This window comes from Flavobacterium sp. Root186 (genome assembly GCF_001428525.1).
Taxonomy (GTDB): Bacteria; Bacteroidota; Bacteroidia; order Flavobacteriales; family Flavobacteriaceae; genus Flavobacterium.
In genome coordinates, this window is the sequence record NZ_LMHW01000002.1 from 82,096 (window position 1) to 106,038 (window position 23,943).

At 34.3% G+C, this 23,943-nt stretch carries 19 protein-coding genes and 1 pseudogene; 15 read left to right on the top strand and 5 right to left on the bottom strand.

The window, feature by feature from the left end; genetic code table 11:
* Positions 1 to 4: 4 nt before the first annotated feature.
* From radA to panC, 4 genes are all read right to left on the bottom strand, one after another.
* Positions 5 to 1,366 (bottom strand): DNA repair protein RadA, encoded by a 1,362-nt coding sequence (gene radA / locus ASD98_RS02685; protein WP_056199852.1) that lies wholly within the window; start codon positions 1,364 to 1,366, stop codon positions 5 to 7.
* Positions 1,366 to 2,520 (bottom strand): alpha/beta hydrolase, encoded by a 1,155-nt coding sequence (locus tag ASD98_RS02690; RefSeq protein WP_056199855.1) that lies wholly within the window; start codon positions 2,518 to 2,520, stop codon positions 1,366 to 1,368. The genes radA and ASD98_RS02690 overlap by 1 nt, the downstream gene beginning before the upstream one ends.
* Before the next feature lie 199 nt (positions 2,521 to 2,719).
* Positions 2,720 to 3,070, bottom strand: a complete 351-nt coding sequence (gene panD / locus ASD98_RS02695) for an aspartate 1-decarboxylase (RefSeq protein WP_053473997.1) — start codon at positions 3,068 to 3,070, stop codon at positions 2,720 to 2,722.
* A 14-nt stretch (positions 3,071 to 3,084) separates the two neighbouring features.
* Entirely contained in the window at positions 3,085 to 3,963 is an 879-nt protein-coding gene (panC, locus tag ASD98_RS02700) for a pantoate--beta-alanine ligase (RefSeq protein WP_056199858.1), read from the bottom strand.
* Positions 3,964 to 4,041: 78 nt separating this feature from the next.
* Between panC and ASD98_RS02705 the strand changes: the two genes are divergently transcribed.
* The 15 genes from ASD98_RS02705 (at position 4,042) to ASD98_RS02775 (ending at position 22,924) form a co-directional block, all read left to right on the top strand.
* On the top strand, positions 4,042 to 4,848 hold the full coding sequence (locus ASD98_RS02705) for a glycogen/starch synthase (RefSeq protein ID WP_056199861.1): 807 nt from the start codon (positions 4,042 to 4,044) through the stop codon (positions 4,846 to 4,848).
* A gap of 21 nt (positions 4,849 to 4,869) precedes the next feature.
* Entirely contained in the window at positions 4,870 to 6,501 is a 1,632-nt protein-coding gene (locus tag ASD98_RS02710; RefSeq protein ID WP_056199863.1) for a DUF4270 domain-containing protein, read from the top strand.
* Positions 6,502 to 6,508: 7 nt separating this feature from the next.
* Complete coding sequence (glmS, locus tag ASD98_RS02715; protein ID WP_056199865.1) at positions 6,509 to 8,359, top strand: glutamine--fructose-6-phosphate transaminase (isomerizing); 1,851 nt, start codon at positions 6,509 to 6,511, stop codon at positions 8,357 to 8,359.
* 317 nt (positions 8,360 to 8,676) lie between these two features.
* Positions 8,677 to 11,448 carry a carboxypeptidase-like regulatory domain-containing protein gene (locus ASD98_RS02720; protein WP_056199868.1) on the top strand — a complete coding sequence of 924 codons (2,772 nt, stop codon included), beginning with the start codon at positions 8,677 to 8,679 and terminating at the stop codon, positions 11,446 to 11,448.
* Between the two features lie 87 nt (positions 11,449 to 11,535).
* Positions 11,536 to 13,101, top strand: coding sequence for a G-D-S-L family lipolytic protein (locus ASD98_RS02725; protein ID WP_056199871.1), 1,566 nt, complete (start codon positions 11,536 to 11,538; stop codon positions 13,099 to 13,101).
* Between the two features lie 235 nt (positions 13,102 to 13,336).
* Positions 13,337 to 14,848 carry a F0F1 ATP synthase subunit beta gene (atpD, locus tag ASD98_RS02730; protein WP_056199873.1) on the top strand — a complete coding sequence of 504 codons (1,512 nt, stop codon included), beginning with the start codon at positions 13,337 to 13,339 and terminating at the stop codon, positions 14,846 to 14,848.
* 91 nt (positions 14,849 to 14,939) lie between these two features.
* Positions 14,940 to 15,221 carry a F0F1 ATP synthase subunit epsilon gene (locus ASD98_RS02735; protein ID WP_056199876.1) on the top strand — a complete coding sequence of 94 codons (282 nt, stop codon included), beginning with the start codon at positions 14,940 to 14,942 and terminating at the stop codon, positions 15,219 to 15,221.
* Between the two features lie 209 nt (positions 15,222 to 15,430).
* Positions 15,431 to 16,069 carry an NAD(P)-dependent oxidoreductase gene (locus tag ASD98_RS02740; RefSeq protein WP_056199879.1) on the top strand — a complete coding sequence of 213 codons (639 nt, stop codon included), beginning with the start codon at positions 15,431 to 15,433 and terminating at the stop codon, positions 16,067 to 16,069.
* Between the two features lie 77 nt (positions 16,070 to 16,146).
* Positions 16,147 to 17,283, top strand: a complete 1,137-nt coding sequence (locus tag ASD98_RS02745; protein WP_056199882.1) for a pyridoxal phosphate-dependent aminotransferase family protein — start codon at positions 16,147 to 16,149, stop codon at positions 17,281 to 17,283.
* A gap of 212 nt (positions 17,284 to 17,495) precedes the next feature.
* A complete protein-coding gene (locus tag ASD98_RS02750; protein ID WP_056199885.1) occupies positions 17,496 to 18,359 on the top strand; it encodes a TraB/GumN family protein in 864 nt (287 codons plus the stop codon).
* Positions 18,360 to 18,437: 78 nt separating this feature from the next.
* Positions 18,438 to 18,869, top strand: coding sequence for an RNA polymerase sigma factor (locus ASD98_RS02755; RefSeq protein ID WP_369814743.1), 432 nt, complete (start codon positions 18,438 to 18,440; stop codon positions 18,867 to 18,869).
* Positions 18,859 to 19,473: a hypothetical protein gene (locus tag ASD98_RS02760; protein WP_056199891.1), complete on the top strand. Its 615-nt coding sequence runs from the start codon at positions 18,859 to 18,861 to the stop codon at positions 19,471 to 19,473. The genes ASD98_RS02755 and ASD98_RS02760 overlap by 11 nt, the downstream gene beginning before the upstream one ends.
* Positions 19,474 to 19,634: 161 nt before the next feature.
* Complete coding sequence (bioD, locus tag ASD98_RS02765; RefSeq protein WP_056199893.1) at positions 19,635 to 20,252, top strand: dethiobiotin synthase; 618 nt, start codon at positions 19,635 to 19,637, stop codon at positions 20,250 to 20,252.
* A 98-nt stretch (positions 20,253 to 20,350) separates the two neighbouring features.
* The gene (bioA, locus tag ASD98_RS02770; protein ID WP_056199897.1) at positions 20,351 to 21,622 is read left to right on the top strand and encodes an adenosylmethionine--8-amino-7-oxononanoate transaminase; all 1,272 of its coding nucleotides are present in this window, start codon (positions 20,351 to 20,353) and stop codon (positions 21,620 to 21,622) included.
* Between the two features lie 132 nt (positions 21,623 to 21,754).
* Entirely contained in the window at positions 21,755 to 22,924 is a 1,170-nt protein-coding gene (locus ASD98_RS02775; RefSeq protein ID WP_056199899.1) for a beta-ketoacyl synthase N-terminal-like domain-containing protein, read from the top strand.
* A gap of 73 nt (positions 22,925 to 22,997) precedes the next feature.
* On the opposite strand, the pseudogene ASD98_RS23945 reads toward ASD98_RS02775, so the two are convergent.
* Positions 22,998 to 23,943, bottom strand: a pseudogene (locus tag ASD98_RS23945) (hypothetical protein); the annotation flags it as partial.

Below are 23,943 nucleotides of genomic sequence, written 5' to 3' on the forward strand. Positions count from 1 at the left end.
AAAATCAACCAAAAAGAATACTTGCAACATCTTCAATTTTTGCTACAAGTTCAATTTTGATTCCGGTATTTTTTAAAGCGATTTTGTTGTATTTAGAAACAAAGATGGTGTCGAAGCCTAATTTTTCGGCTTCCTGAATACGCTGGTCAACGCGATTAACGGGACGAATTTCTCCGGAAAGTCCAACTTCGCCGGCAAAACAAAAACCTTTACCAACCGGAATATCTTCATTTGATGATAATATGGCGGCAACAACCGCAAGGTCAATTGCAGGATCATCAACAGAAATTCCTCCGGTTACGTTCAGGAAAACATCTTTTGCACCTAAACGAAATCCAGCTCTTTTTTCAAGAACAGCTAAAATCATGTTTAGTCTTTTGGCGTTGTAACCCGTTGTGCTTCGTTGTGGAGTTCCATAAACTGCAGTGCTTACCAAAGATTGAATTTCAATCATTAACGGACGCATTCCTTCAAGCGTCGTAGCAATTGCAGTTCCTGATAATTCTTCGTCTTTATGTGAAATCAAAATTTCTGACGGATTGCTTACTTCGCGCAAACCGCTTCCAAGCATTTCATAAATTCCAAGTTCAGAGGTTGAGCCAAAACGGTTTTTTAGTGAACGTAAAATTCGGTAAATGTGATTTCTGTCGCCTTCAAACTGCAAAACAGTATCAACCATGTGTTCCAGGATTTTTGGCCCGGCGATATTTCCGTCTTTGGTGATATGGCCGATTAAAATAACCGGAATATTGGTTTCTTTGGCAAATTTGATCAATTCGGCAGTAGTTTCTCTAATTTGAGAAATACTTCCGGCAGTCGATTCAATATAATCAGTATGTAAAGTCTGAATAGAATCGATGATTACAATTTCTGGCTGAATAGCTTCAATTTGTTTGAATATGTTCTGCGTTTTTGTTTCCGTTAGAATATAGCAATTTTCGCTGCTTGGGGTAATTCTTTCAGCACGCATTTTTATCTGTTTCTGACTTTCTTCTCCAGAAACATATAATGTTTTATAAGGTAATTTTAATGAGATTTGAAGTAAAAGTGTACTTTTTCCAATTCCCGGTTCTCCGCCCAAAAGGGTTAAAGATCCCGGAACAATTCCACCGCCCAAAACACGATTCAATTCGCCGTCAGTAGTATCCATTCGGATTTCCAGAGCCGAATCGATTTCATTAATTTTTAGAGGTTTCGGTGCTTTGCCTGTTGAGGTTGGTTCACTTTTCCACGCTACTTTTTCCTGCTTCTGAATTATTTCTTCGGCAATAGTATTCCATTCCTTGCAGGCATTGCACTGTCCCTGCCATTTGGCATATTGAGTACCGCAGTTTTGGCAAAAAAAGGAAGTTTTAACTTTTGACATTATTTGGTTTTTTTAGCAAGCGTATTCATTTCGTCAATTTTCTCATACATCAAATCTTTATTCAAGTCGCCAATAGGCTCCATTTGCGAAGCATTTTGGTATTTTTTTGAGGCATGTTTAGGATCACCCATTTTTTCATACATCAAGCCTAATTCGTATTCACCTAACATGGCTTTTGGATAATTTACGTTTCCAATTTCTGCCATTCTTCCTAATTCGTCGTAGGCGTTTCTTTTTAAAATAATATTTTCGATTATTTTAAAATCACCCATTCTAACAGGAATCTGAACGCCCAGAACTTCAGACATGTCATTGTATTTTTTTTGTAAATAATCAGCATAACCCGTTTGAAGAACCGCAATTTTGTCGTTGTATTCGGCAGAATTTATAGGTCTGTATATTTCAAAAATCTGATATAATGCACTCGGAATCGAATGTAAAACCTCAGTATAATGTGTCGCGTTTTTAAATACTTCGTATTTATAATTCACTAACGGATTGTTTGCGATTTTAATATTTCCGGCCAATTTTTCAATAGGTTCTTTTATTTTCTTGATGTCGCCTTCACCCGCAGAAAGATAATAGAATATTGGTTTTTGTATTTTGGCAAACTTTTCAGCGATACGGACTTCCATTTTTGGAGCAAGTTCCGGGCTCAAACAAATGTATGCGTTAAAAAGAGGCTCCTCTTTGTAAAGATAAAAGTTGGCAAAACTTGCTGTTACATCATGACCTGCGATAATTCTAAAAGGTGATGTACGGTATTTTTTCTCTACATACGGAATAAGCTCTGAACCAATAAATTCGAAAAATTTTGCTCCTTTTTCAAAAGGCAAGCCTTCATTTTGATCAATCGTGGTATCATCATAACGTTCTTCATCTTTGTTTTGATGAATACCAATGATGATCATTTCCGGAATATCGTCCCAATAATTACCATAACTTACAGCTCCAGAAAACGGATCAAACAAATAATCACCATCTAATAAATATAAAACAGGATATTTTTTATCTGATTTTGCATCGTAAGAAGCAGGAAGTCCAATGGTTATTCTTCTTTCTTCTCCAAGTTTTTCGGATTGAATATTGTCAAATTTTTTCTGGGAAAAAACAGAAATGGAAATTAATGTAATTAGCAGGTAAACTTTTTTCATGATTTGTGGCATTTCAGTGAATTAAAAAGTATTCAAATAGTGTAGCAATATAATACTTTATTTGCTTTTTGTTATTTGGGGCTGTAAAAAAAGCAATGATTTCTTACGGTTAATACATTTTCGATTTAGGCATAAGAAAATCTGTTTGTACAAAAATATTTTTGACAAATTACACACGTAAATAAGAAAGGAATATGTTTTATGTTAACGAATTATCGTTTTCATTTGGGAAAATGATCCACGGTTTGAAGGTTTTAGCTTCTTCAAAATCCAGTGTTGCATAAGAAATGATGATGATAATGTCGTCTTTTTGAACTTTTCGGGCAGCAGGACCATTCAGCGTAATTTCGCCTGAATTTTTTTCTCCCTTAATGGCGTAAGTTTCAAAACGTTCTCCATTATTAATGTTAACAATAGCTACTTTTTCGCCTTCAATAATGTTTGAAGCCTCCAGTAAAGTTTCATCAATAGTAATACTGCCAATATAATTTAAATCAGCTCCGGTAACTTTTACTCGATGAATTTTTGATTTTATAACTTGAATTTGCATGGAGCAAAGGTAATTTAATTTAATGAAATGGTGTCTATCAGCCTTATAGAATTAACAAATACTGCTATAAACGCACGGTATTTTTTGTCGTTTGTTTTATGTTCTATAGGTAATAATGTCGATTCATCAGCAATGACGAAATATTCTAAGTCAAATCTTTCGTTATCTTTAAAAGAATCTTCAACAAATTTAATGGTTTCTTCTGGAGTACTGTTTTGGAAGATTTCTTTAGCTTCAGTTAAAACTTTATAGATTATAGAAGCTTCTTTTCTTTCTTCGGCAGTTAGTCTTTCGTTTCTTGAACTCATTGCCAAAAGATTGTCTTCTCTAAAAATTGGGCAACCCACAACATTTACAGGAAGATTATTTTTTTCGACTAATTTTTTAACAATTTGAAGCTGCTGAAAATCTTTTTCGCCAAAATAAGCGTTGGTTGGCGTCACGATTTCAAACAAACGTTTTACGATTGTTCCAACACCGTTAAAATGCCCCGGACGGAATTTTCCTTCCATCTGATTTTCTAAACCGTCAAAGTCAAAAGACTGCGAAATTGTCTGTCCTTCGTAAATATCATCGACAGAAGGAGCATATAAAATTATTTTGTCACTTAAACCTCTCATTTTTTTTACGTCTTCTTCAAGAGTTCGAGGGTATTTTTCAAGATCTTCGGGATTGTTAAATTGCGTTGGATTTACAAAAATACTTACAACAGTGTCGTCATTTTCTTTAAGTGAACGTTGCATTAAAGCCAGATGCCCTTGGTGTAAAGCTCCCATGGTTGGGACAAATCCTATAGTCGAATTTGCGGTTTTGATAGTTTTTAAATAAGCTATCAGAGCTACTTTACCGTAGAAAATATGCATGGCGGTATTATTAAAATTTAGTGCAAACATAATATATTAGTTATAAACTGCATAAATTTTTGTAATTTTGCGACGTTTTTATTACCAAAAATTAAGTAAAATACTATTATGAAAGATAAGAGGATATTATACGTATCATCTGAAGTCGTGCCTTATTTGGCTGAAAATGAGGTTTCTTTAATGTCTTATGACGTTCCTAAAATGATTAACGATCAGGGAGGTCAGATAAGAATTTTCATGCCAAGATATGGAAATATCAACGAAAGAAGACATCAATTACACGAAGTGATCAGGCTTTCAGGGATGAATTTGGTAGTGAATGATTTAGATATGCCATTGATTATCAAAGTAGCTTCAATTCCGAAAGAAAGAATTCAGGTTTATTTTATTGATAATGATGAATATTTTAAGCGTAAAGCCACTTTTGCAGATGAAGAAGGGGTTTTATATCCAGACAACGATGAACGTGCTATATTTTTTGCAAAAGGAGTTGTTGAAACTGTAAAAAAATTAAATTGGGTTCCGGATATTATCCATGTTCATGGATGGTTAGCGGCGATGCTTCCAATTTATATGAAACACTATTATAAAAATGAGGCTTTATTTAATGATACAAAAATCGTTACCTCAGTTTATGGTCAGTCTTTTGATGAAAATTTAGATTTAGAAATGATAAACAAGGTTAAATTTGATGGTGTTCCGCACGAATCAATTTCTGATCTTGAAACCCCAAATTACGAAAATGTCTTAAAGGCCAGTATATTGCACTCTGATGCTGTTATTATTGCGTCAGAAAATGTTTCTCCAAGTTTAACAAAATTTATAGAATCTTCAGGAAAACCTTTTTTACCTTTCGCCGCGAAAGATGCATTCGCAGAAGCGTATACAAATTTCTATAAAACTATGGGTCTTTAAATTTTAACTATTAATACGAATATGTACAATACTTCTTTTATTAAGAAAATTCTATTAGCCGCAACAGTTGTTTTATTATATTCTTGCGACAAAGATTTTAATGCGATTGGTGATGATTTAATTGGTGATGATCATTTTGGATTAGAATCTGAAAAATATGATGTTATAGCTTATAATCAAGAAGTAACTCCAATACAATCAAATTCTTTAGTAACTAATGCTTTAGGGATTTATGATAATCCGGTTTTTGGCACAACTACTGCAAATTACAATACGCAGGTAGCACTTGCTGCGTACGCACCATCAATTGGAGATGCGCCGGTAATTGATAGTGTGACGGTTAATATACCTTATTATAGTCATGTTAAAGGTACAAATGCTACTACTGGAAGGAATGAGTATGAACTTGATTCTATTTATGGAAGCCCTGGTGGGTTTTTAAAGTTGGGGGTTTATGAGTCTAAATATCAAATGAGAAGTTCTTACTATGATAATGGTAATCAATTAGCACAGCTTTATTATAATGATCAAAATAGTGATTTTGATACTAATAAAGGGACGCTATTGAATGATGACCCTAAAGAATTTCAAAATAATAAATTCTTTTTTAGTTCTAAGGAAACTACGGAGATAACAAAAGATAAAGATAATAAAGACGTTACAACTTATACGTCGCCAGCAATGCGCTTAAAGTTAAATAAAGCATTTTTCCAGACTAAAATTTTAAACGCTGCAAAAGAAAAACTTTCTGCTGCTGATGTGTTTCAGGAATATTTTAGAGGATTATATTTTAAGGTTGAAAGAGTTAGTGGCAGCCCAAGTAATATGGCGTTAATGGATTTTTCGAAAGGAAAAATTACGGTTTATTATAAAGCAAAAACAGATATTACAACCGATGCTGATGACGTTAAAGAGGACAGAACTTTGGTGATAAATTTAACAGGAAGTAATGTTAGTCTTCTTCAGGATGTTAAAGATGCCACGTATCAAAATACAATAAGCAGCCGTAATATGACTACGGGTGATGAGAGGCTTTATTTAAAAGGAGGCCAAGGGTCTCTAGCCATTATAGAGCTTAAAGATTTTGCTTCTAAATTAGAAGAAATTAGAAAAAATGGCTGGCTGGTAAATGAAGCTAATTTAGTCTTTACTATAGATGCTGCAAAAATGGCGGTTAAAAAAACGGATAACCTGGAAGCTCAGGAACCTAAAAGAGTTTATTTATATGACTTTACAAATAATGTAGCAATTTTAGATTATGCTGCAGATGGAAGCTCAAGTATAACAGATGATCCGAGAATGTCAAAAGTCGTTTACGGAGGAATAATAAATGTAGATGCAACAACAGGAAGAGGGACTACTTATAAAATTAGAGTTACAAATCATATCCGTAATCTTATAAAGACTGCAACAGCGACTAATGTTAAATTAGGTTTAGTTGTTATCGACGATATAAGTGTTGTAACATCAAACAAACTGAAAAATAGAATTCTGTTAAACGCAAGTACAAATGAATATTTTTCAGAAGCACCGAGAGCATCAGTTATGAATCCGTTAGGTACGATATTATATGGTAATAATATACCTGTCGGTAATGCTGATTATGACAAAAGATTGAGGCTTGAGGTTTACTACACGAAACCAAATAAATAAGTAATATATGTGTGGAATTGTTGGATATATCGGCCATAGAGAGGCCTATCCTATTGTTATCAAGGGCTTAAAGCGGCTTGAGTACAGAGGATACGATAGTGCCGGCGTTATGTTGTATGATGACGAATCAGGTATAAAAGTTTGTAAAACAAAAGGTAAAGTTTCAGATCTTGAGGCTAAAGCTAATGAAGGTTTTACAATTAATGGAAATATTGGAATTGGACACACTCGCTGGGCTACCCACGGTGTACCAAATGACGTGAACTCACATCCTCATGTTTCTAATTCTGGAGATTTAGTAATCATCCATAATGGAATTATTGAGAATTATGCGCCGCTTAAAGAAGAGTTAATTAAACGTGGGTATTCTTTTAAATCTGATACTGATACAGAAGTCTTAGTAAACTTAATCGAAGAAGTTCAGAAAAATGAGAAAATTAAACTTGGTAAAGCAGTTCAGATTGCGTTAAATCAAGTTGTTGGAGCATATGCAATTGCCGTTTTTGATAGAAAAAACCCAAACGAAATTGTTGCTGCAAGATTAGGTAGTCCATTAGCAATTGGTGTAGGTGAAGGAGAATTCTTTATCGCTTCTGATGCTTCTCCGTTTATTGAATATACTGCAAATGCGGTATATTTAGAAGATGGTGAAATGGCTAATATCAGACTTCACAAGCCTCTTAAAGTAAGAAAGATTAAAGATGACTCTTTAGTAGATCCTTACATTCAGGAGCTTCAATTGAATTTGGAGCAAATTGAAAAAGGAGGTTATGATCATTTCATGCTAAAAGAAATCTACGAACAGCCAAGTGTAATTAAAGATACGTACAGAGGAAGACTTCATGCCAATGAAGGAATTGTTCAAATGGCTGGTGTTGAAGATAATCTTGAAAAATTCTTAAATGCTAAGCGAATTTTAATTGTTGCTTGTGGAACTTCATGGCATGCTGGTTTAGTTGCTGAGTATATCTTTGAAGAATTTACACGTATTCCGGTTGAAGTAGAATATGCTTCTGAGTTTAGATACAGAAACCCAATTATAAATAAAGATGACATAGTAATCGCAATTTCTCAATCTGGAGAAACGGCAGATACTATGGCGGCTATTAAATTAGCTAAAGAAAATGGTGCTTTTGTATTTGGAGTTTGTAATGTTGTAGGTTCATCTATTTCAAGAGAAAGTCATGCAGGTGCTTACACGCACGCAGGACCAGAAATTGGAGTAGCTTCTACAAAAGCTTTTACAACTCAAATCACAGTTTTAACTATGATTGCTTTGCGATTAGGAAAAGCAAAAGGAACTTTGTCAAATCCTGATTTCCATGCATACTTACAAGAATTAGAATTAATTCCTGAAAAAGTTGCAGAAGCATTAGAAACAAATGACAGAGCAAAAGAAATTGCTGCTAAATTTAAAGATGCTCCAAACTGCCTTTATTTAGGTAGAGGATATAATTTCCCGGTAGCATTAGAAGGAGCTTTAAAGCTTAAAGAGATCTCTTATATCCACGCAGAAGGCTATCCGGCTGCTGAAATGAAACACGGTCCAATTGCTTTAATTGATGAACAAATGCCGGTTATTGTAATTGCACCTAAACAAGGTCACTATGATAAAATTGTAAGCAATATTCAGGAGATTAAATCCAGAAGTGGTAAAATCATTGCCGTTGTTACAAAAGGAGATACGCAAGTTCGTGAATTAGCCGATTATGTAATCGAAATTCCAGAAACTTCAGATGCATTGTCGCCACTTATCACGACAATCCCATTACAATTACTTTCATACTATATTGCAGTTATGAGAGGATGTAATGTTGATCAGCCACGTAACTTAGCAAAATCGGTTACTGTAGAATAGCTATATTTTTAAAATACAAATATGTTAAAAAAGCGAGATTTAGGTCTCGCTTTTTTTATTTGTCAAATTTTTTTTCTAGACCCTGTATTTTTAGTAAATCCGCAATTTTTCTTTCAAATTTTATATGTATGCATAGTATTATGGTTTTTCTTTGTTTTATAATTGATTTTTATCTAATAAAATCAATTATGAAATAGTTAAAATAGTTTAAAAATTTGTGCTGAATATGAATTTTTTTTAACGTTTTTTTATTAATATTAAAAATATTTGTATTTTGGCTAATAAAACTAATAAGAACTAACCAAAAACTAACCCTAATGAGAGTCTACTTGCTAATTATGTTGTTTTTCAGCGGAATATCCTTCGCGCAGAATACAATTACAGGTTCTGTTACTGACAGTAACAAACAATCTATTCCCGGTGCCAATGTTGTTGTACTTGGAGGCAGCGACGGTGTATCCACTGATTTTGATGGAACATTTAAATTAACCACAAGTGCAAAATTGCCTTTTTCGATAAAAGTATCGGCTGTAGGTTTTGAAGCTCAAACAATCAGCATTACATCTGTAAACCAAAAAATTAATGTGGTTTTAAAAGATGAAGAAACTAAACTAGACGAGATAGTGGTTTCTGCTTCAAGAACTCCAGAAAGAGTTATTGAGTCGCCAGTTACTATCGAAAGAATGGGTATTCAGGAAATTAAGAATACAACAGCTCCTAGTTTTTATGACGGATTAGAAAATTTAAAAGAAGTGCATTTCAATACGAGCAGTATTTCTTTTAAATCGATCAATACCCGTGGTTTTGCTACGGTAGCCAATACCAGATTTATGCAATTGGTAGACGGAATGGATAACTCTTCGCCAGCATTAAACTTTGTGTTAGGAAACTTAATTGGTGTTTCTGATATTGATGTGGCAAGTGTTGAGCTTTTGCCTGGAGCATCTTCTGCTCTTTATGGAGCAAATGCCTTCAACGGAATTATGTTTATGAATAGTAAAAGTCCTTTTACAAATGAAGGAATCAGTGTTTACTATAAATACGGAAAAACTAGTCAGGATATTGCAGGAACAAATGATTACAATGACTTCGGAATTAGAGCAGCAAAAGCATTTACAAAGCATTTTGCTATGAAAGCTAATTTTACTTATATGACAGCTACCGAATGGATTGCGGGAGATAAAAGAAGTGTGACAGCAGGAGGCGACAGCCATGCAGTGAATCAAAATTATGACGGATTGAATATATACGGTGACGAGGTTACTACTTTTGTTCCAAATGTAGGTCAGGTAAGTAGAACGGGGTATCGTGAACAAGATTTGACTGACAATAAAGTTAAAAGTATGAAAGCTGATTTTAGTGCTCATATTAGACCTTGGGCAGACGATACAGAATTTATACTACAATATAAAATTGGTACAGGAAGTACCATCTACCAAGGTGCAAACAGATATGCTTTAAAAGATTTCTTAATGCAGCAAGGTAAATTTGAAGTAAAAGGGAAAAACTTTTTTGGTAGAGTATATTTTACAAGTGAAGATGCCGGTGATTCTTATGACATGAGATTTGCAGCATGGAACGTTAACAGAGCTGCTAAATCAGATACAGAATGGTTTACAAATTACGCAACAGCTTACCAATATGCTGGTGCAGTTATGGGAACAGATGCAAATCAATCTGCTGCAATAGCAAGAAATTTTGCTGATTACAACGTACTTCCGGCTGCTATATCATTTATTCCGGCTCCAACAGGTTCTCCTAGATTTGAACCGGGTTCTGCGAAATTCAACAGTGCTTTGTCTACTGTGGTTTCAAATCCTGATTTAACGCAAGGAGCAAAATTTATCGATCATTCAAAATTATACCACTCAGATGTGAACTATAATTTTAGAGATATAATCAAATGGGCAGAAGTTCAGGTTGGTGGATCTTGGAGAGAATACATAATGAACTCTGAAGGAACAATCTTTACAGATTACGACGGACCAATCTCTTACAGAGAATACGGTGCATATGCGCAATTACAGAAAAAATTCTTAGATGACAGATTGAAATTTACAGGATCGTTACGCTATGATAAAAGTCAAAACTTTGACGGAAATGTTTCTCCTAGAGTTTCATTTGTATATTCTGCAGGAGCATCAAAAAGACATAATTTCAGAGTGTCTTATCAAACAGGTTTCCGTAACCCAACAACACAAGATCAATATATTGGTTTAGATCTAGGACCATTTGCGTTGATTGGTTCAGCAGCAGAAAATTTAGATCGTTTTCAGGAAACAGTAAATGTAAGTGCGGCAGGACAAACAATCGCCGGACAGCCAGCAACAATTGGAATGTCTGGTCAAAATGCATATCATAATGCTTATACTGTAGCATCTGTTCAGGCATTTGGTGCATCAGGAAATGTTGCTGATCTTCAGGTGGCTAATATAGGATTGGTAAAACCGGAACAAGTACAAGCTTTTGAAGCTGGTTACCGTACAGTAATTCAAAACGATTTATCAATTGATATTAACGGATATTACAATATTTATAATGATTTCATGAATACTGCGAGAGTTATTTCTCCGTATTACGGAACAGTAGGGACGCCGCTAAGTTACCAAGCCTTGGCGTTTGGAGACAGAAGGGTTTATCAGGTTTATACAAATACAACGGCTGAAATTTCTTCTTTAGGATTTGGAGTTGGTTTGTCTAAAAAAGTATATAAAGATTTTGAATTAGGGGTTAATTACAACTATGCTCAATTTAACTTTAAGCAGCAAGATGATCCTGATTTCGTAGCAGGATTTAACACTCCAAAACACAGAATTAAAGCTTCTTTAGGAAATTCTAAAGTAATTAAAAATTTAGGATTCAATGTAAATGTAAGATGGAATACAGAATATTTATGGGAATCTTCTTTTGGAGATGGAATAATTCCAGAAAATACGGTTCTTGATGCTCAGATAAACTACGGACTGCCAAAACTAAAATCTGTTATTAAAGTTGGAGCAACAAATCTTTTTGGAAAGGATTATCTTCAGGTAATTGGAGCGGGAATGATAGGGCAGCAATGGTTTGCTTCGTGGACAATTAATCCTTAAATGATATAATTATTTGTGTGAAATTGATTCAGCTTTTTTGAAGCGGTTCAATGAAAATGAAGAGGTAATAATTTAAAAAGTACTAACATGAAAAAAAATATAAAATGGCTATTATTGGTTTCTTTAACCTTTATGGCGGCTTGTAATAGTGATGATGATAATAATACTCCGGAAGAAGTTCCGGTAACTCCGGGCTCGGCAGTTTTTACAAAATATGTTGCCCTTGGAGATTCTTTTGCAGCTGGTTACAGCGATAATGCTCTTTTCAAAAAAGGACAGGAAGGTGCTTATACTAATATTTTAGCACAACAGTTTTCGGCTGCTGGCGGCGGAACTTTTGCAACTCCATTCATGAATGATAATCTTGGTGGTTTATTGTTGGGAGGAAATGTCGTGGCCGCAACCCGATTATATTTTAATGGACAAGGTCCGGTAAATGTAGCTGGAAAACCAACGACAGAAGTGACAGCACATCTTACAGGGCCGTTTAATAATATGGGAGTTCCGGGTGCAAAAAGTTTTCACTTAGTTGCGCCGGGATATGGAAATGTTCAAGGTGTAGCTACTGGAGCAGCGAATCCTTATTTTGCAAGATTTGCAAGTACGCCTTCAACAACAGTTTTGGGTGATGCAGCAACGCAGGCACCAACATTTTTCTCTTTATTTATTGGAGGAAATGATGTTTTGAGTTATGCAACTTCTGGTGGAATTGGAAAAGATCAAAAAGGAAATTTAAATCCAGCTACTTACGGAGGAAATGATATTACAGATCCAACAGTTTTTGCGAATGTATATTCTACATTGGCAACAACTTTAACAGCAAATGGAGCAAAAGGGGTAGTAGCAAATCTTCCTTATATTACAGCTTTACCTTATTTTACAACAGTTCCTTATAATCCTCTTACGGCAAAATCTCTTGGAGGTAATAATGAAGCGGTAGGTAAAGCAACGATTAAAGCATTAAATACACAATTATACGGTCCTTTAAAACAAGTATTAACCGCTTTTCAGGCTGGTGACAGAATTAATTTATTATCTGAAACTGCTGCAAATCCGGTTTTAATAAAGGATGAGTCTCTTACTAATTTGTCTGCTCAATTGACCGCAGCATTTACGCCTTCTTTAGGAGCGCAGACTGCAGCTTTTTACGGAGCTGTTTTTGGACAGGCAAGACAAGCAAAAGCTACAGATTTAGTAGTGCTTCCAACAAGAACCGATATTGGAGCTGCTCCTAAAGCTTCAGATTCTGGACTTGGTATTGCACCGCCTGCACCACTAGATAAATTTGGGGTAACGTATCCTCTACAGGATAAACACGTTTTAATTCCAACTGAAATTGCAGAAATTAAAACTGCAACAGATGCTTATAATGTAACTATCGAAGCAGTTGCTAAAGAAAAAGGATTGGCTTTTGTAGATACAAGAGCTTTATTAACTCAACTGGCAAGCGGAGGATATAGATTTGGAAATTACACAATGTCGTCTACTTATGTGACTGGTGGTGCTTTTTCTTTAGATGGAGTACACCCAAGCGGAAGAGGATATGGTTTGATTGCTAATATTTTTATTGATGCAATAAACGCTAAGTATGGTTCTACACTTCGTCATGTTGATTTGGCTTTATATCCAATTCAATATCCGGCGTCATTATAATATACCATTTTTTTAATTAAGAAAGCCACTCGTTTTATAAAATGGAGTGGCTTTTTTATTTAGTTAAAAAATGATATAAACGACAGTTTAAAAGTCTGTTTTTATGAATCAAACAAAATCATGCTATTTTTTATGAAAAAAAAATTGATTTTATATTTTAAAAAATTATCTTTGCGCTCTGAAAAAAGAGGTATTTTCGATAAACCTAAATAGCTATTTAATAAATACATAAGTAATGTCAAAAGTAATAGGAAAAGTTGCTCAAATCATTGGACCAGTAGTAGACGTAGTTTTCAACGGTAAGGATGTTGAACTTCCAAAAATTTATGATTCACTAGAAGTCACTAAAAAAGATGGAACTTTATTAGTTCTAGAAGTACAATCTCACATTGGAGAAAACACTGTTCGTACAATCTCTATGGACTCTACAGACGGTTTGTCTAGAGGATATGAAGTAGTTGGAACTGGAAATCCAATCCAAATGCCAATCGGTCCGGATGTATACGGAAGATTATTCAATGTAATTGGAGATGCAATTGATGGTTTAGGAAACTTGCCAAAAACAGGAGAAAACGGTTTGTCTATTCACAGACAAGCTCCTAAATTCGAAGATTTATCAACTTCATCTGAAGTTTTATTCACAGGTATTAAAGTAATCGATTTGATCGAGCCTTACGCAAAAGGAGGTAAAATTGGATTGTTTGGTGGTGCTGGTGTTGGTAAAACAGTATTGATTCAGGAGTTGATCAACAATATCGCAAAAGGTCACGGTGGACTTTCTGTATTCGCAGGAGTAGGAGAAAGAACACGTGAAGGAAATGACTTGCTTCGTGAGATGTTAGAGTCAGGAATTATTAAATACGGTGATGATTTCATGCACTCTATGGAAAATGGAGGATGGGATTTATCTAAAGTAGATATGCCAGGAATGAGAGAGTCTAAAGCTACTTTCGTTTTCGGACAAATGAATGAGCCACCTGGAGCTCGTGCACGTGTGGCACTTTCAGGATTATCTATCGCTGAGTATTTCCGTGATGGAGCTGGAACTGATCAAGGTAAAGACGTATTGTTTTTCGTTGATAACATCTTCCGTTTTACACAAGCAGGTTCTGAGGTATCAGCACTTTTAGGTCGTATGCCTTCTGCAGTAGGATACCAACCAACTTTGGCAACAGAGATGGGAGCTATGCAAGAGCGTATTACATCTACAAACAAAGGATCTATTACATCTGTACAAGCGGTTTACGTTCCTGCGGATGACTTAACTGACCCGGCGCCGGCTACAACTTTCGCCCACTTAGATGCAACAACAGTATTATCTCGTAAAATTGCTGAGTTAGGTATTTATCCAGCGGTTGACCCGTTAGATTCTACTTCAAGAATTTTGACTCCACAAATTTTAGGAGCTGAGCACTATGACTGTGCACAAAGAGTAAAAGAAATTCTTCAAAAATACAAACAACTTCAAGATATTATCGCGATCTTAGGTATGGAAGAATTATCTGAAGAAGATAAACTTTCTGTATCAAGAGCACGTCGTGTACAACGTTTCTTGTCTCAGCCGTTCCACGTAGCAGAGCAATTTACAGGTATTCCTGGAGTTTTAGTAGATATTAAAGATACTATCAAAGGTTTCAACATGATTATCGATGGTGAATTAGATCACCTTCCAGAAGCAGCTTTCAACTTGAAAGGTTCTATCCAGGACGCTATCGAAGCCGGAGAAAAAATGTTAGCTGAAGCTTAATATAGTTTTAAGTTATGAGTTATGAGTTATGAGTTTAGCAAAGCTTTACCGAACTTATAACTCATAGCTCATAACTCATAACTCAAAAATTATGATTTTAGAAATAGTATCACCAGAAGCAAAATTATTTTCAGGAGAAGTAACTTCGGTTACACTTCCGGGAGTTGATGGAAGCTTTCAGATTTTGAATAATCACGCTCCTATTGTTTCTATTCTAGAAAAAGGAACTATTAAAATTGCAGCGGCAAGCTTCGATTTTCCTAAAGAGGTAGCAAGTAAATTTACGAAAGTTAATGACCAAACCTATACGTTAGATATTACGTCAGGAACAATCGAAATGAAAGATAACAAGATAATTGTTTTAGTAGACTAAAGACAATTTCGAAATAATCTTAAAAGCCATTCACATAGTGAGTGGCTTTTTTTATGCGATGCTTCAAAAATATTTTTTACTTTTGAAGTATTAAAATCTCTTTATAAAATATTGATTCAATTATAAAAGCTCAGTAAGCTTTTATGTTTTTCGTTTTATTGGCCTGATAAAGCGTAAATTATTTATGTCAAATTTTATAAAGAATACATATGAAAAATATATCAAAAATCGCTGTTCTGGGCGGCAGCGGAAGAACTGGAAAATATCTTGTAAACCAGCTATTAAAAGAAGGAGTTAATTTAAAACTTTTATTAAGAAATCCTGAAAATTTCGAAATTCAAAATCCTAAAATTGAAATCATTCAGGGTGACGCGCTTGATTTTGAATCCATAAAATTATTGTTGAAAGATTGTCAGGCAGTAGTAAGTACAATTGGTCAAAGAAAAGACGAACCTTTGGTTGCAAGTGCAGTAACCAAAATTGTTTTAAAAGCAATGAATGAATATGGAATTAAACGTTATGTTCTTCTTGCGGGGCTTAATATCGATACACCATTCGATAAAAAAAGTCCAAAAACTATTATGGCAACAGATTGGATGAAAACCAATTTTCCAGTAATTCAGGAAGATCGTCAAAAAGCCTACATTCTTTTAGTTGAAAGCGATGTAAATTGGACGCAGGTTCGTGTTCCTTTTATTGAATTCACAGATGATAGTTCTGATATAGCAGTAAATCTTGAAGATTGTTTAGAAGATAAAATCAGTGCGTTTGATATTGCCAAATTTATGGTTAAAGAAATGATGGAATCAAATTATAGCAGGCAATCACCTTTTATAAGTACCATTTAGAATACATTAAAGAACAGCGGGGAATATCAAAACCCGCTGTTTGTTTTATCAAATTTCAATTTCATAACTTTGTTTTTATGAAATTACCCGAAAACCTTAATCAGAAAATCGAAAACCGAAAGCTGAATAATTCGCTTCGCAAACTTCCTGTGTTTAATAATCTGGTTGATTTTTCTTCTAATGATTATATCGGTTTTTCAAAATCCGAATCAATCTTCAAACTTACACATGCTTATCTGCATGAAAATGAAATTTTTCAAAACGGGGCGACAGGTTCAAGATTAATTTCTGGAAACCATTCTTTATATCAAATAGCAGAGAACTTTATTGCTCAATTTCATGATGCAGAAGCCGCTTTAATTTTTAATTCGGGTTACGATGCCAATTTGGGGTTTTTTAGTGCTGTACCGCAAAGAAATGATGTTATTTTGTATGATGAGTTAAGTCACGCATCCATTCGGGATGGAATTTTAATGTCAAATGCAAAATCATACAAATTCAATCATAATGATTTTGAAGATTTAGAACGACTTATTCTAAAATTTCCCGACACCAATATTTACATAGTTACCGAAACTGTTTTTTCTATGGATGGCGACAGCCCGAACTTAGAAGAATTAGTACAGCTTTCCGAAAAACATAACTGTTATTTAGTGGTTGATGAAGCTCATACTTTAGGTGTTTTTGGAGAGAAAGGAGAAGGTCTTCTTCAATATTTGGAATTGCATAACAGAATTTTTGCCCGAATCATGACTTTTGGAAAAGGTTTGGGCTGTCACGGCGCAGTTGTACTTGGAAGTCCGGAACTCAAAGAATATTTAATAAACTTTGCCCGAAGTTTTATATATACGACAGGATTATCTCCACATTCTGTTGCTACAATTTTAACTGCATATCAACAGTTGGAAACCGAAAAAGGAGCAATAGAAAAATTACGTCAAAATATTGTTTTCTTCAATCAGCAAAAAAATTTATTAGGTCTAAAGCCAATGTTTGTTCGAAGCAAATCAGCAATTCAGTCTGCCATTGTTCAGGGAAATGAAAGTGTCAAAAAATTAGCCCGGCAATTACAAGACAAAGGTTTTGATGTAAAACCAATACTTTCTCCAACGGTTCCTGAAGGTCAGGAACGTTTGCGTTTTTGCATCCACAGTTATAATTCTGAAGAAGAAATTAGTTCCGTATTAGAACTTTTGCGAGATTTTATATTTTAAGATGTAGTTGTCAGGCTGAGCGAAGTCGAAGCCCATTTTAGTCAGCGAGCCCTTCGACTCCGCTCAGGGTGACATTTGGCTAATGAAATCTTACATTTTATCAGTGGCCTAAATAAATTTCTAATATTTTTTTGTAACGTTTTGACTATTCCTATACTTACGAGCTGTAATTACAAAATGAGTTTTAGTCATTAACTTAATCAACCTTCAAAATGAAAAAAGTATTCCATTTATTTATAGCATTTATACTAGTTGTTTTTAGCATAAAATCACAAGCTCAAACAGAATCTCCAAAATTAGAAAATTCTCTTTTATGGGAAGTTTCCGGAAATGGACTTTCGAAACCTTCTTATTTGTATGGAACGATTCACATGATTTGTTCTTCGGATTATTTTCTGACTGAAAAAACGAAGAAAGCTTTAGAATCATCTGAAAAACTGATATTAGAAATCAATTTTTCTGACCCAAAAGAAATGTCAGAAATGCAGCAATTGGCAATGGGAAAAGAACCTTTAAGTAAAAAACTGAACCCAGAGCAGCTGGCTAAATTAGATGCAATTCTCAAAAAAACTACCGGAATGACGGTACAACAAGTTGACAGTTTTAGTTTGCTGACTGTAATGAGTTTGATTTCAATGAAAAGTTTTGGCTGTTTGGATTTAAAATTCTACGAAATGGAATTTATCGAGCAGGCTAAAAAAAGAACTATTGAAGTTGGCGGTTTTGAAACTGTAAAAGAACAATTTGGCATGTTTGAAAAAGCGTATTCGAATGATGAAATGATTGCAATGCTGGAAGAGTCAACACCCGAAGAATCAACAAAATTAGTTTCCGCCTATAAAACCGAGAATATTGATTTAATGTATGATTTTACAACAGATAAAAAATATACAAGTGATAAAACAAAAAAGATTATTCTTGACGAAAGAAATTTAAACTGGGCAAAAAATATGCCCGAATTAATGAAGAATCAAAGTATCTTTTTTGCTGTTGGATCAGGACATTTGGCAGGAAAATTTGGAGTTATCAATTTATTAAGAAAAGCAGGTTACAAGGTAAAACCAATTCTGAATTAATAGATTTTGAAAGAAAGGGAACAAGAATTTTTAAATCGGATTGAAAGTCACAAAGGAATTTTGTACAAAGTTTCTAAAATGTACATGGATACACATGACGATCAGCAGGATTTATTTCAGGAAATTATTTGTCAGCTCTGGAGATCGTATGATTCGTTTAGAAATGAAAGCCAGTTTTCGACCTGGATGTATCGGGTTGCTGTAAATACGGCAATTGTTTTTCTGAAGAAAGAAAAGCGGAAAGTTGATAAATATGAAATCGCTTCAGAAAATATAAAAGAAGAGGAAGGCGACTCTCACATTAAAGAAAGCCAAATCGAACATTTTTATAAAGCAGTTCAAAAGCTTGAAAAAATAGACAAGGCTATTATTTTTTATCAGTTAGAAGGATTTTCACATAAAGAAATTGGAGAAAATCTCGGAATCTCTGAAGGAAATGCCAGAGTAAAACTGAATCGGGCAAAAGAAAAATTAAAAGAAATAATTAAAAACCAAGGATATGGATTTTGATGAAATACAAAACGCATGGAATAACGACAAACCAAAAAACATTGTTCTTCCCAATAATTTAGAGAAAATACAATCGGCAAATACACCTTTGGATAAAATTAAAAAAAATCTAAAAACAGAATTTTATTATCAAATCCTGTCAATAATTTTCATTGGTACAGTTCCTTTGATTGGTAATCTGCCCGCAAAATGGACTTTTTTTTATTATTTACTTTTTAGTCTTTTTGTGGCCGTTTGTGTTTACTATTTAATGAAACTTTATTTCTTTTATAAAAGATTAAATAATACAACTTTAACAACGAAGGACAGCTTATATGAAACTTATTTTGACATAAGATTGAATATGGAATTGTACAAAACATTTGGCTTTGCCTTAACGCCGTTTTTGGTTTTATATCTTTTGGGTCTTTATTATTATGCATTTTCAAAAATTCCGGGATTTTTTGATCACGAATTTTCAAATGGACAATTAGTTGGATTCTTTTTGGTTGTTGTTTTCGGGGTACTTTTTATGGGAATTTCTTTAGAATGGTGGGTTCACAAATTTTATGGAAAATTTGCCAAAGAAATAAGGAAAGTAATAGATGAATTAACAGAAGAATAATAAACAAACCCATCGTAATGATGGGTTTGTTTTTATTGGTATTTTTGAGGAAATTATTACAGAGAGATACACAAAGAAAAACGCAAAATAGCGCAAAGTATAAAAAAACAACTTTGTAAATCTTCGTGTTTCTTTGTGTATCTCTGCGAAACAAGAAACCTATGAAAATATTCGTAACAGGAATTTCGACAGATGTTGGTAAAACAATCGCTTCTTCGATTATTGTCGAAGCTTTAGAAGCTGATTATTGGAAACCTATTCAGGCTGGAGATTTAGACAATTCAGACAGTCATAAAATTCAATCCAGAATTTCTAATAAAAAAACTCAAATTTTTGAGAACAGTTATAAATTAAATACGCCGGCAAGTCCGCATTTTGCCGCAGAAATTGATGGAATAACAATTGAACTAAATCAAATTCAGGAACCTAAAACGAAGAATAATTTAGTTATTGAAGGAGCTGGCGGAATTTTTGTTCCTTTGAATGATAAAGAAACAATCATCGATTTAATAAAACCAGATTATAAAATAATAGTGGTTTCTAGACATTATCTGGGAAGTATTAATCATACTTTATTAACAATTGAAGCAATTCAGAATCGGGGATTTAAAGTCGCTGGAATTATCTTCAGCGGAAGCGAAAACAAATCAACAGAAAGTTTAATCCTGAATAAAACCGGAATAAACTGCATTGGAAGAATTGACGAAGAACCCTATTTCGATCAAAACGTAATTAAAGAATACGCAGATTTATTTAGAGATAATTTGCTTAATTTATAGCGCAAAGATTATAGAATAAAGAAAATAGACTTTCCTATCTTTGTTTAAACAATTGAGTTTAGTCTTTTTTCTATTCTCTTTCTTCTATTTTCTTAAAAATGAGCTTAACAGAAAAAGACCGCCAATACCTTTGGCATCCTTATACGCAGCATAAAACTTCACAAACACCAATTGCAATTACAAAAGCAGAAGGTGCATTGCTTTGGGATGAAAATAATAAAGAATATATCGATGCAATTGCTTCCTGGTGGGTAAATCCGTTTGGACATAGTAATAAATTTATTGCCGATGCTATTTATAAGCAATTGACAACTTTAGAACACGTTTTGTTTGGAGGTTTTACACATGAACCGGCAGTAAAAGTTGCGGAGAGATTAATGGAAATTTTACCAAAAAACCAACAGAAGATTTTCTTTTCAGATAATGGTTCTACAGCAGTTGAAGTAGCAATAAAAGTAGCACTTCAATATTTTTTTAATAAGAATGAAAAGCGAACAACGATTATTGCTTTTGAAAATGCTTTTCACGGAGATACTTTTGCGGCGATGGCGGCTAGCGGAATTTCGTTTTATACACAAGCTTTTCAAGGTATGTTTATAGATGTAGTTCGAATTCCGGTTCCAATAAAAGGGCAGGAGCAGGTAAGTTTTGATGCTTTAGAAAATGCAATTAAAAAACATAATTGTGCCGGATTTATTTTCGAACCTTTGGTTCAGGGTGCGGCAGGAATGGTAATGTATGAGCCTGAAGCTTTAGAGAAATTGATTCGGATTTGTGCAGCAAATAAAGTCCTGACAATTGCCGATGAAGTAATGACAGGTTTTGGGAAAACCGGAAAAACTTTTGCTATGGATTATGTTTTGGAAGAACCGGATATGATTTGTCTTTCGAAAGCATTAACCGGAGGAACAATCCCTATGGCGATTACGACTTTTACGCAGGATATTTTTGATGCTTTTTATGATGATGATATTAATAAAGCACTATTTCATGGTCATACATTTACTGCAAATCCAACAGGTTGTGCAGCAGCTTTGGCAAGTATAGATTTATTGCAGACAAAGGAAATGCAGCAAAATATCGCAAGAATAAACACAAGTCATTTAAACTTTCAAAAGAAAATCGGGACTCATCCGAAAGTAATCACCGCCAGAACTTTGGGCGTTATTTTTGCCGTTGAAATAAAATCAGATTCGGAAGAAAGTTATTACGGATCAATGCGGACAAAGTTGTATAATTTTTTTATCAATAAAGGAGTCGTTTTACGCCCCGTTGGAAATATCGTTTATATTTTACCACCGTATATAATGACAGATGAACAGCTTCATAAAGTATACACTACGATTGAAGAAGCTATTGAAATGGTGTGATTTTGCCCACAGATTTAACGGATTAAACGGATGAATACAGATTAATTATTTCTTCCGTGTTCATCCGTTTAATGTGTGTCATCAGTGTGTGATGCCATTTTTTTTACAGACCTTTGTGATAAATAAACTATTGTGAATACACCAAAGATTGCCATAACCGCTTTTTCATCTATTTCTCCGTTAGGAAATAATAGTGATGAAGTTTGGAAAAAATATCTCGACAATAACCATTGTTTTACGAAACAGTTTTTGGATCAACAGGAAACTTCTGTTGCTGCACTGAGTAATGATTCGAAACAAATTGTTGCTGAAATTCGCGAATCAGATATTAAATATAAATTTTTAGATGATTCTGTTTTATTTGCTTTAACAGCTTCGCGAAAAGCAATTGAAAATGCAGGCTGGAATTCAAATGATATTTTCGGAATCAATATTGGTTCTTCAAGAGGCGCTACAGATCTATTCGAAAAACATTATGCAGTATATCTTGAAACTGGAAAAGCACAAACTTTAGCTTCGCCAACAACAACTTTAGGAAATATTTCGTCCTGGATAGCGCATGATTTGCAAAGTACAGGCCCTGAAATTTCGCATTCTATTACCTGCTCAACTGCGCTTCATGCACTTTTAAACGGAGTTGCATGGTTAAAATCAGGAATGGCTGATAAGTTTTTGGTTGGAGGAAGTGAAGCTCCTTTAACCGATTTTACAATTGGACAAATGCGGGCTCTGAAAATTTATTCAAGAATTGACCAGAATATTGATTTGTGGCCAAATTTGGCTTTTGATTTCAAGAAAACACAAAACACAATGATTTTGGGTGAAGGTGCAGCGGTTTGTTGTTTAGAAGCAGGAGAAAAAGAAAATGCAATAGCGTATGTAACTGGTGTTGGTTACGCGACTGAAATTTTGGAACACAATATTTCAATTTCTGCAGAAGCTGACTGTTTTCAAAAATCTATGAAAATGGCTTTAAAAAATATTGATTTAGAAAGTGTTGATGCCATTGTGATGCATGCTCCCGGAACTATAAAAGGAGATTTAACAGAATTGCGGGCAATTGAAAAAGTTTTTGGGTCTAATTTACCTTTATTAACGACTAATAAATGGAAAATAGGGCACACTTTTGGAGCATCGGGAACGCTGAGCTTAGAATTGGCACTTTTGATGCTGCAGAATGATACTTTTATCGAAACACCTTTTTCAGAATCAAAAAAACAAGACAAATCAATTAAAAAAGTTTTAATTAATGCAGTAGGTTTTGGCGGCAATGCTGTGAGTATTTTAATTGAAAAAGCTTAAATATTTATCTTATTTAAAAACAAAAATCCATTCCGCAAAACGGAATGGATTTTTTTATTAGAAGAAGTTTTTTTTATTTAAAGATAATCTTTCTGGTTACTTCAGCTTTGTTTTCAAGAGTAACTTTTACAAGTAAAACCTGATCAGCGGCCTGCAGATTTGAGATTGACAATTCTGTCGTTCCCACTTTCTCAAATACAGAGACTTCTTTGATATTTTCTTTAGAAGAAGTGACTTTGATTACTTTGTCTTTTACAGATACCAAAAGGCCGTCTTTTACATTTTCAAAATCGCCTGTTCCTAATGTTTTATTTGTATAACGAAGCACAAAACGATCTGTAAAAGTCCCTATTGCAGTAGTAAATTTATAGTTTCCGGCTTTCAGGTCATAAATGATACCAGTTGTTTTATCTTCCAGATAAACTGCCTGATTGTTTAATAGTCCATCTGTATGGTCTATGGCAATTGTAAACTCTCCTGCAACGGCTGTTTTATATCCAAGCGGAATTAAATCAGTGTTTTCAAAAGGCAGTGCACGTCCCTGAACAGTTAATTTTTTTGCATCGCTGATACTGTAGAAATCTACATAAGTATTTCCGTTAAGGGTGGCTGCATCGTAATTCTGATCCCAGCTGTTTGTGGCTCCGTCTACATAACCAATTAAAGCTTGTTTAAATACATAAGTATTTCCGCTATAGAAATCTACATAAGTATTTCCGTTAAGGGTGGCTGCATCGTAATTCTGATCCCAGCTGTTTGTGGCTCCGTCTACATAACCAATTAAAGCTTGTTTAAAGGCTCCTTCGGCATTGGTAAGATTCAGCCATAAACGGTTTGTTTCACCGGCTGTTTGTGAAGTTTTAAAGAACTGCGTGTTATCACCGGGAATTCTCATGCCGTTTGTAAAGACAATATTGCTTCCTGTGCTGGCTTTAAAGAAAAATGCCTGTCCTGCAGCAATGCTTCCTGTTGGAGCCGCCGCACCGCTTGTTGTTACAATACTTCCCGTTAAGGTATAG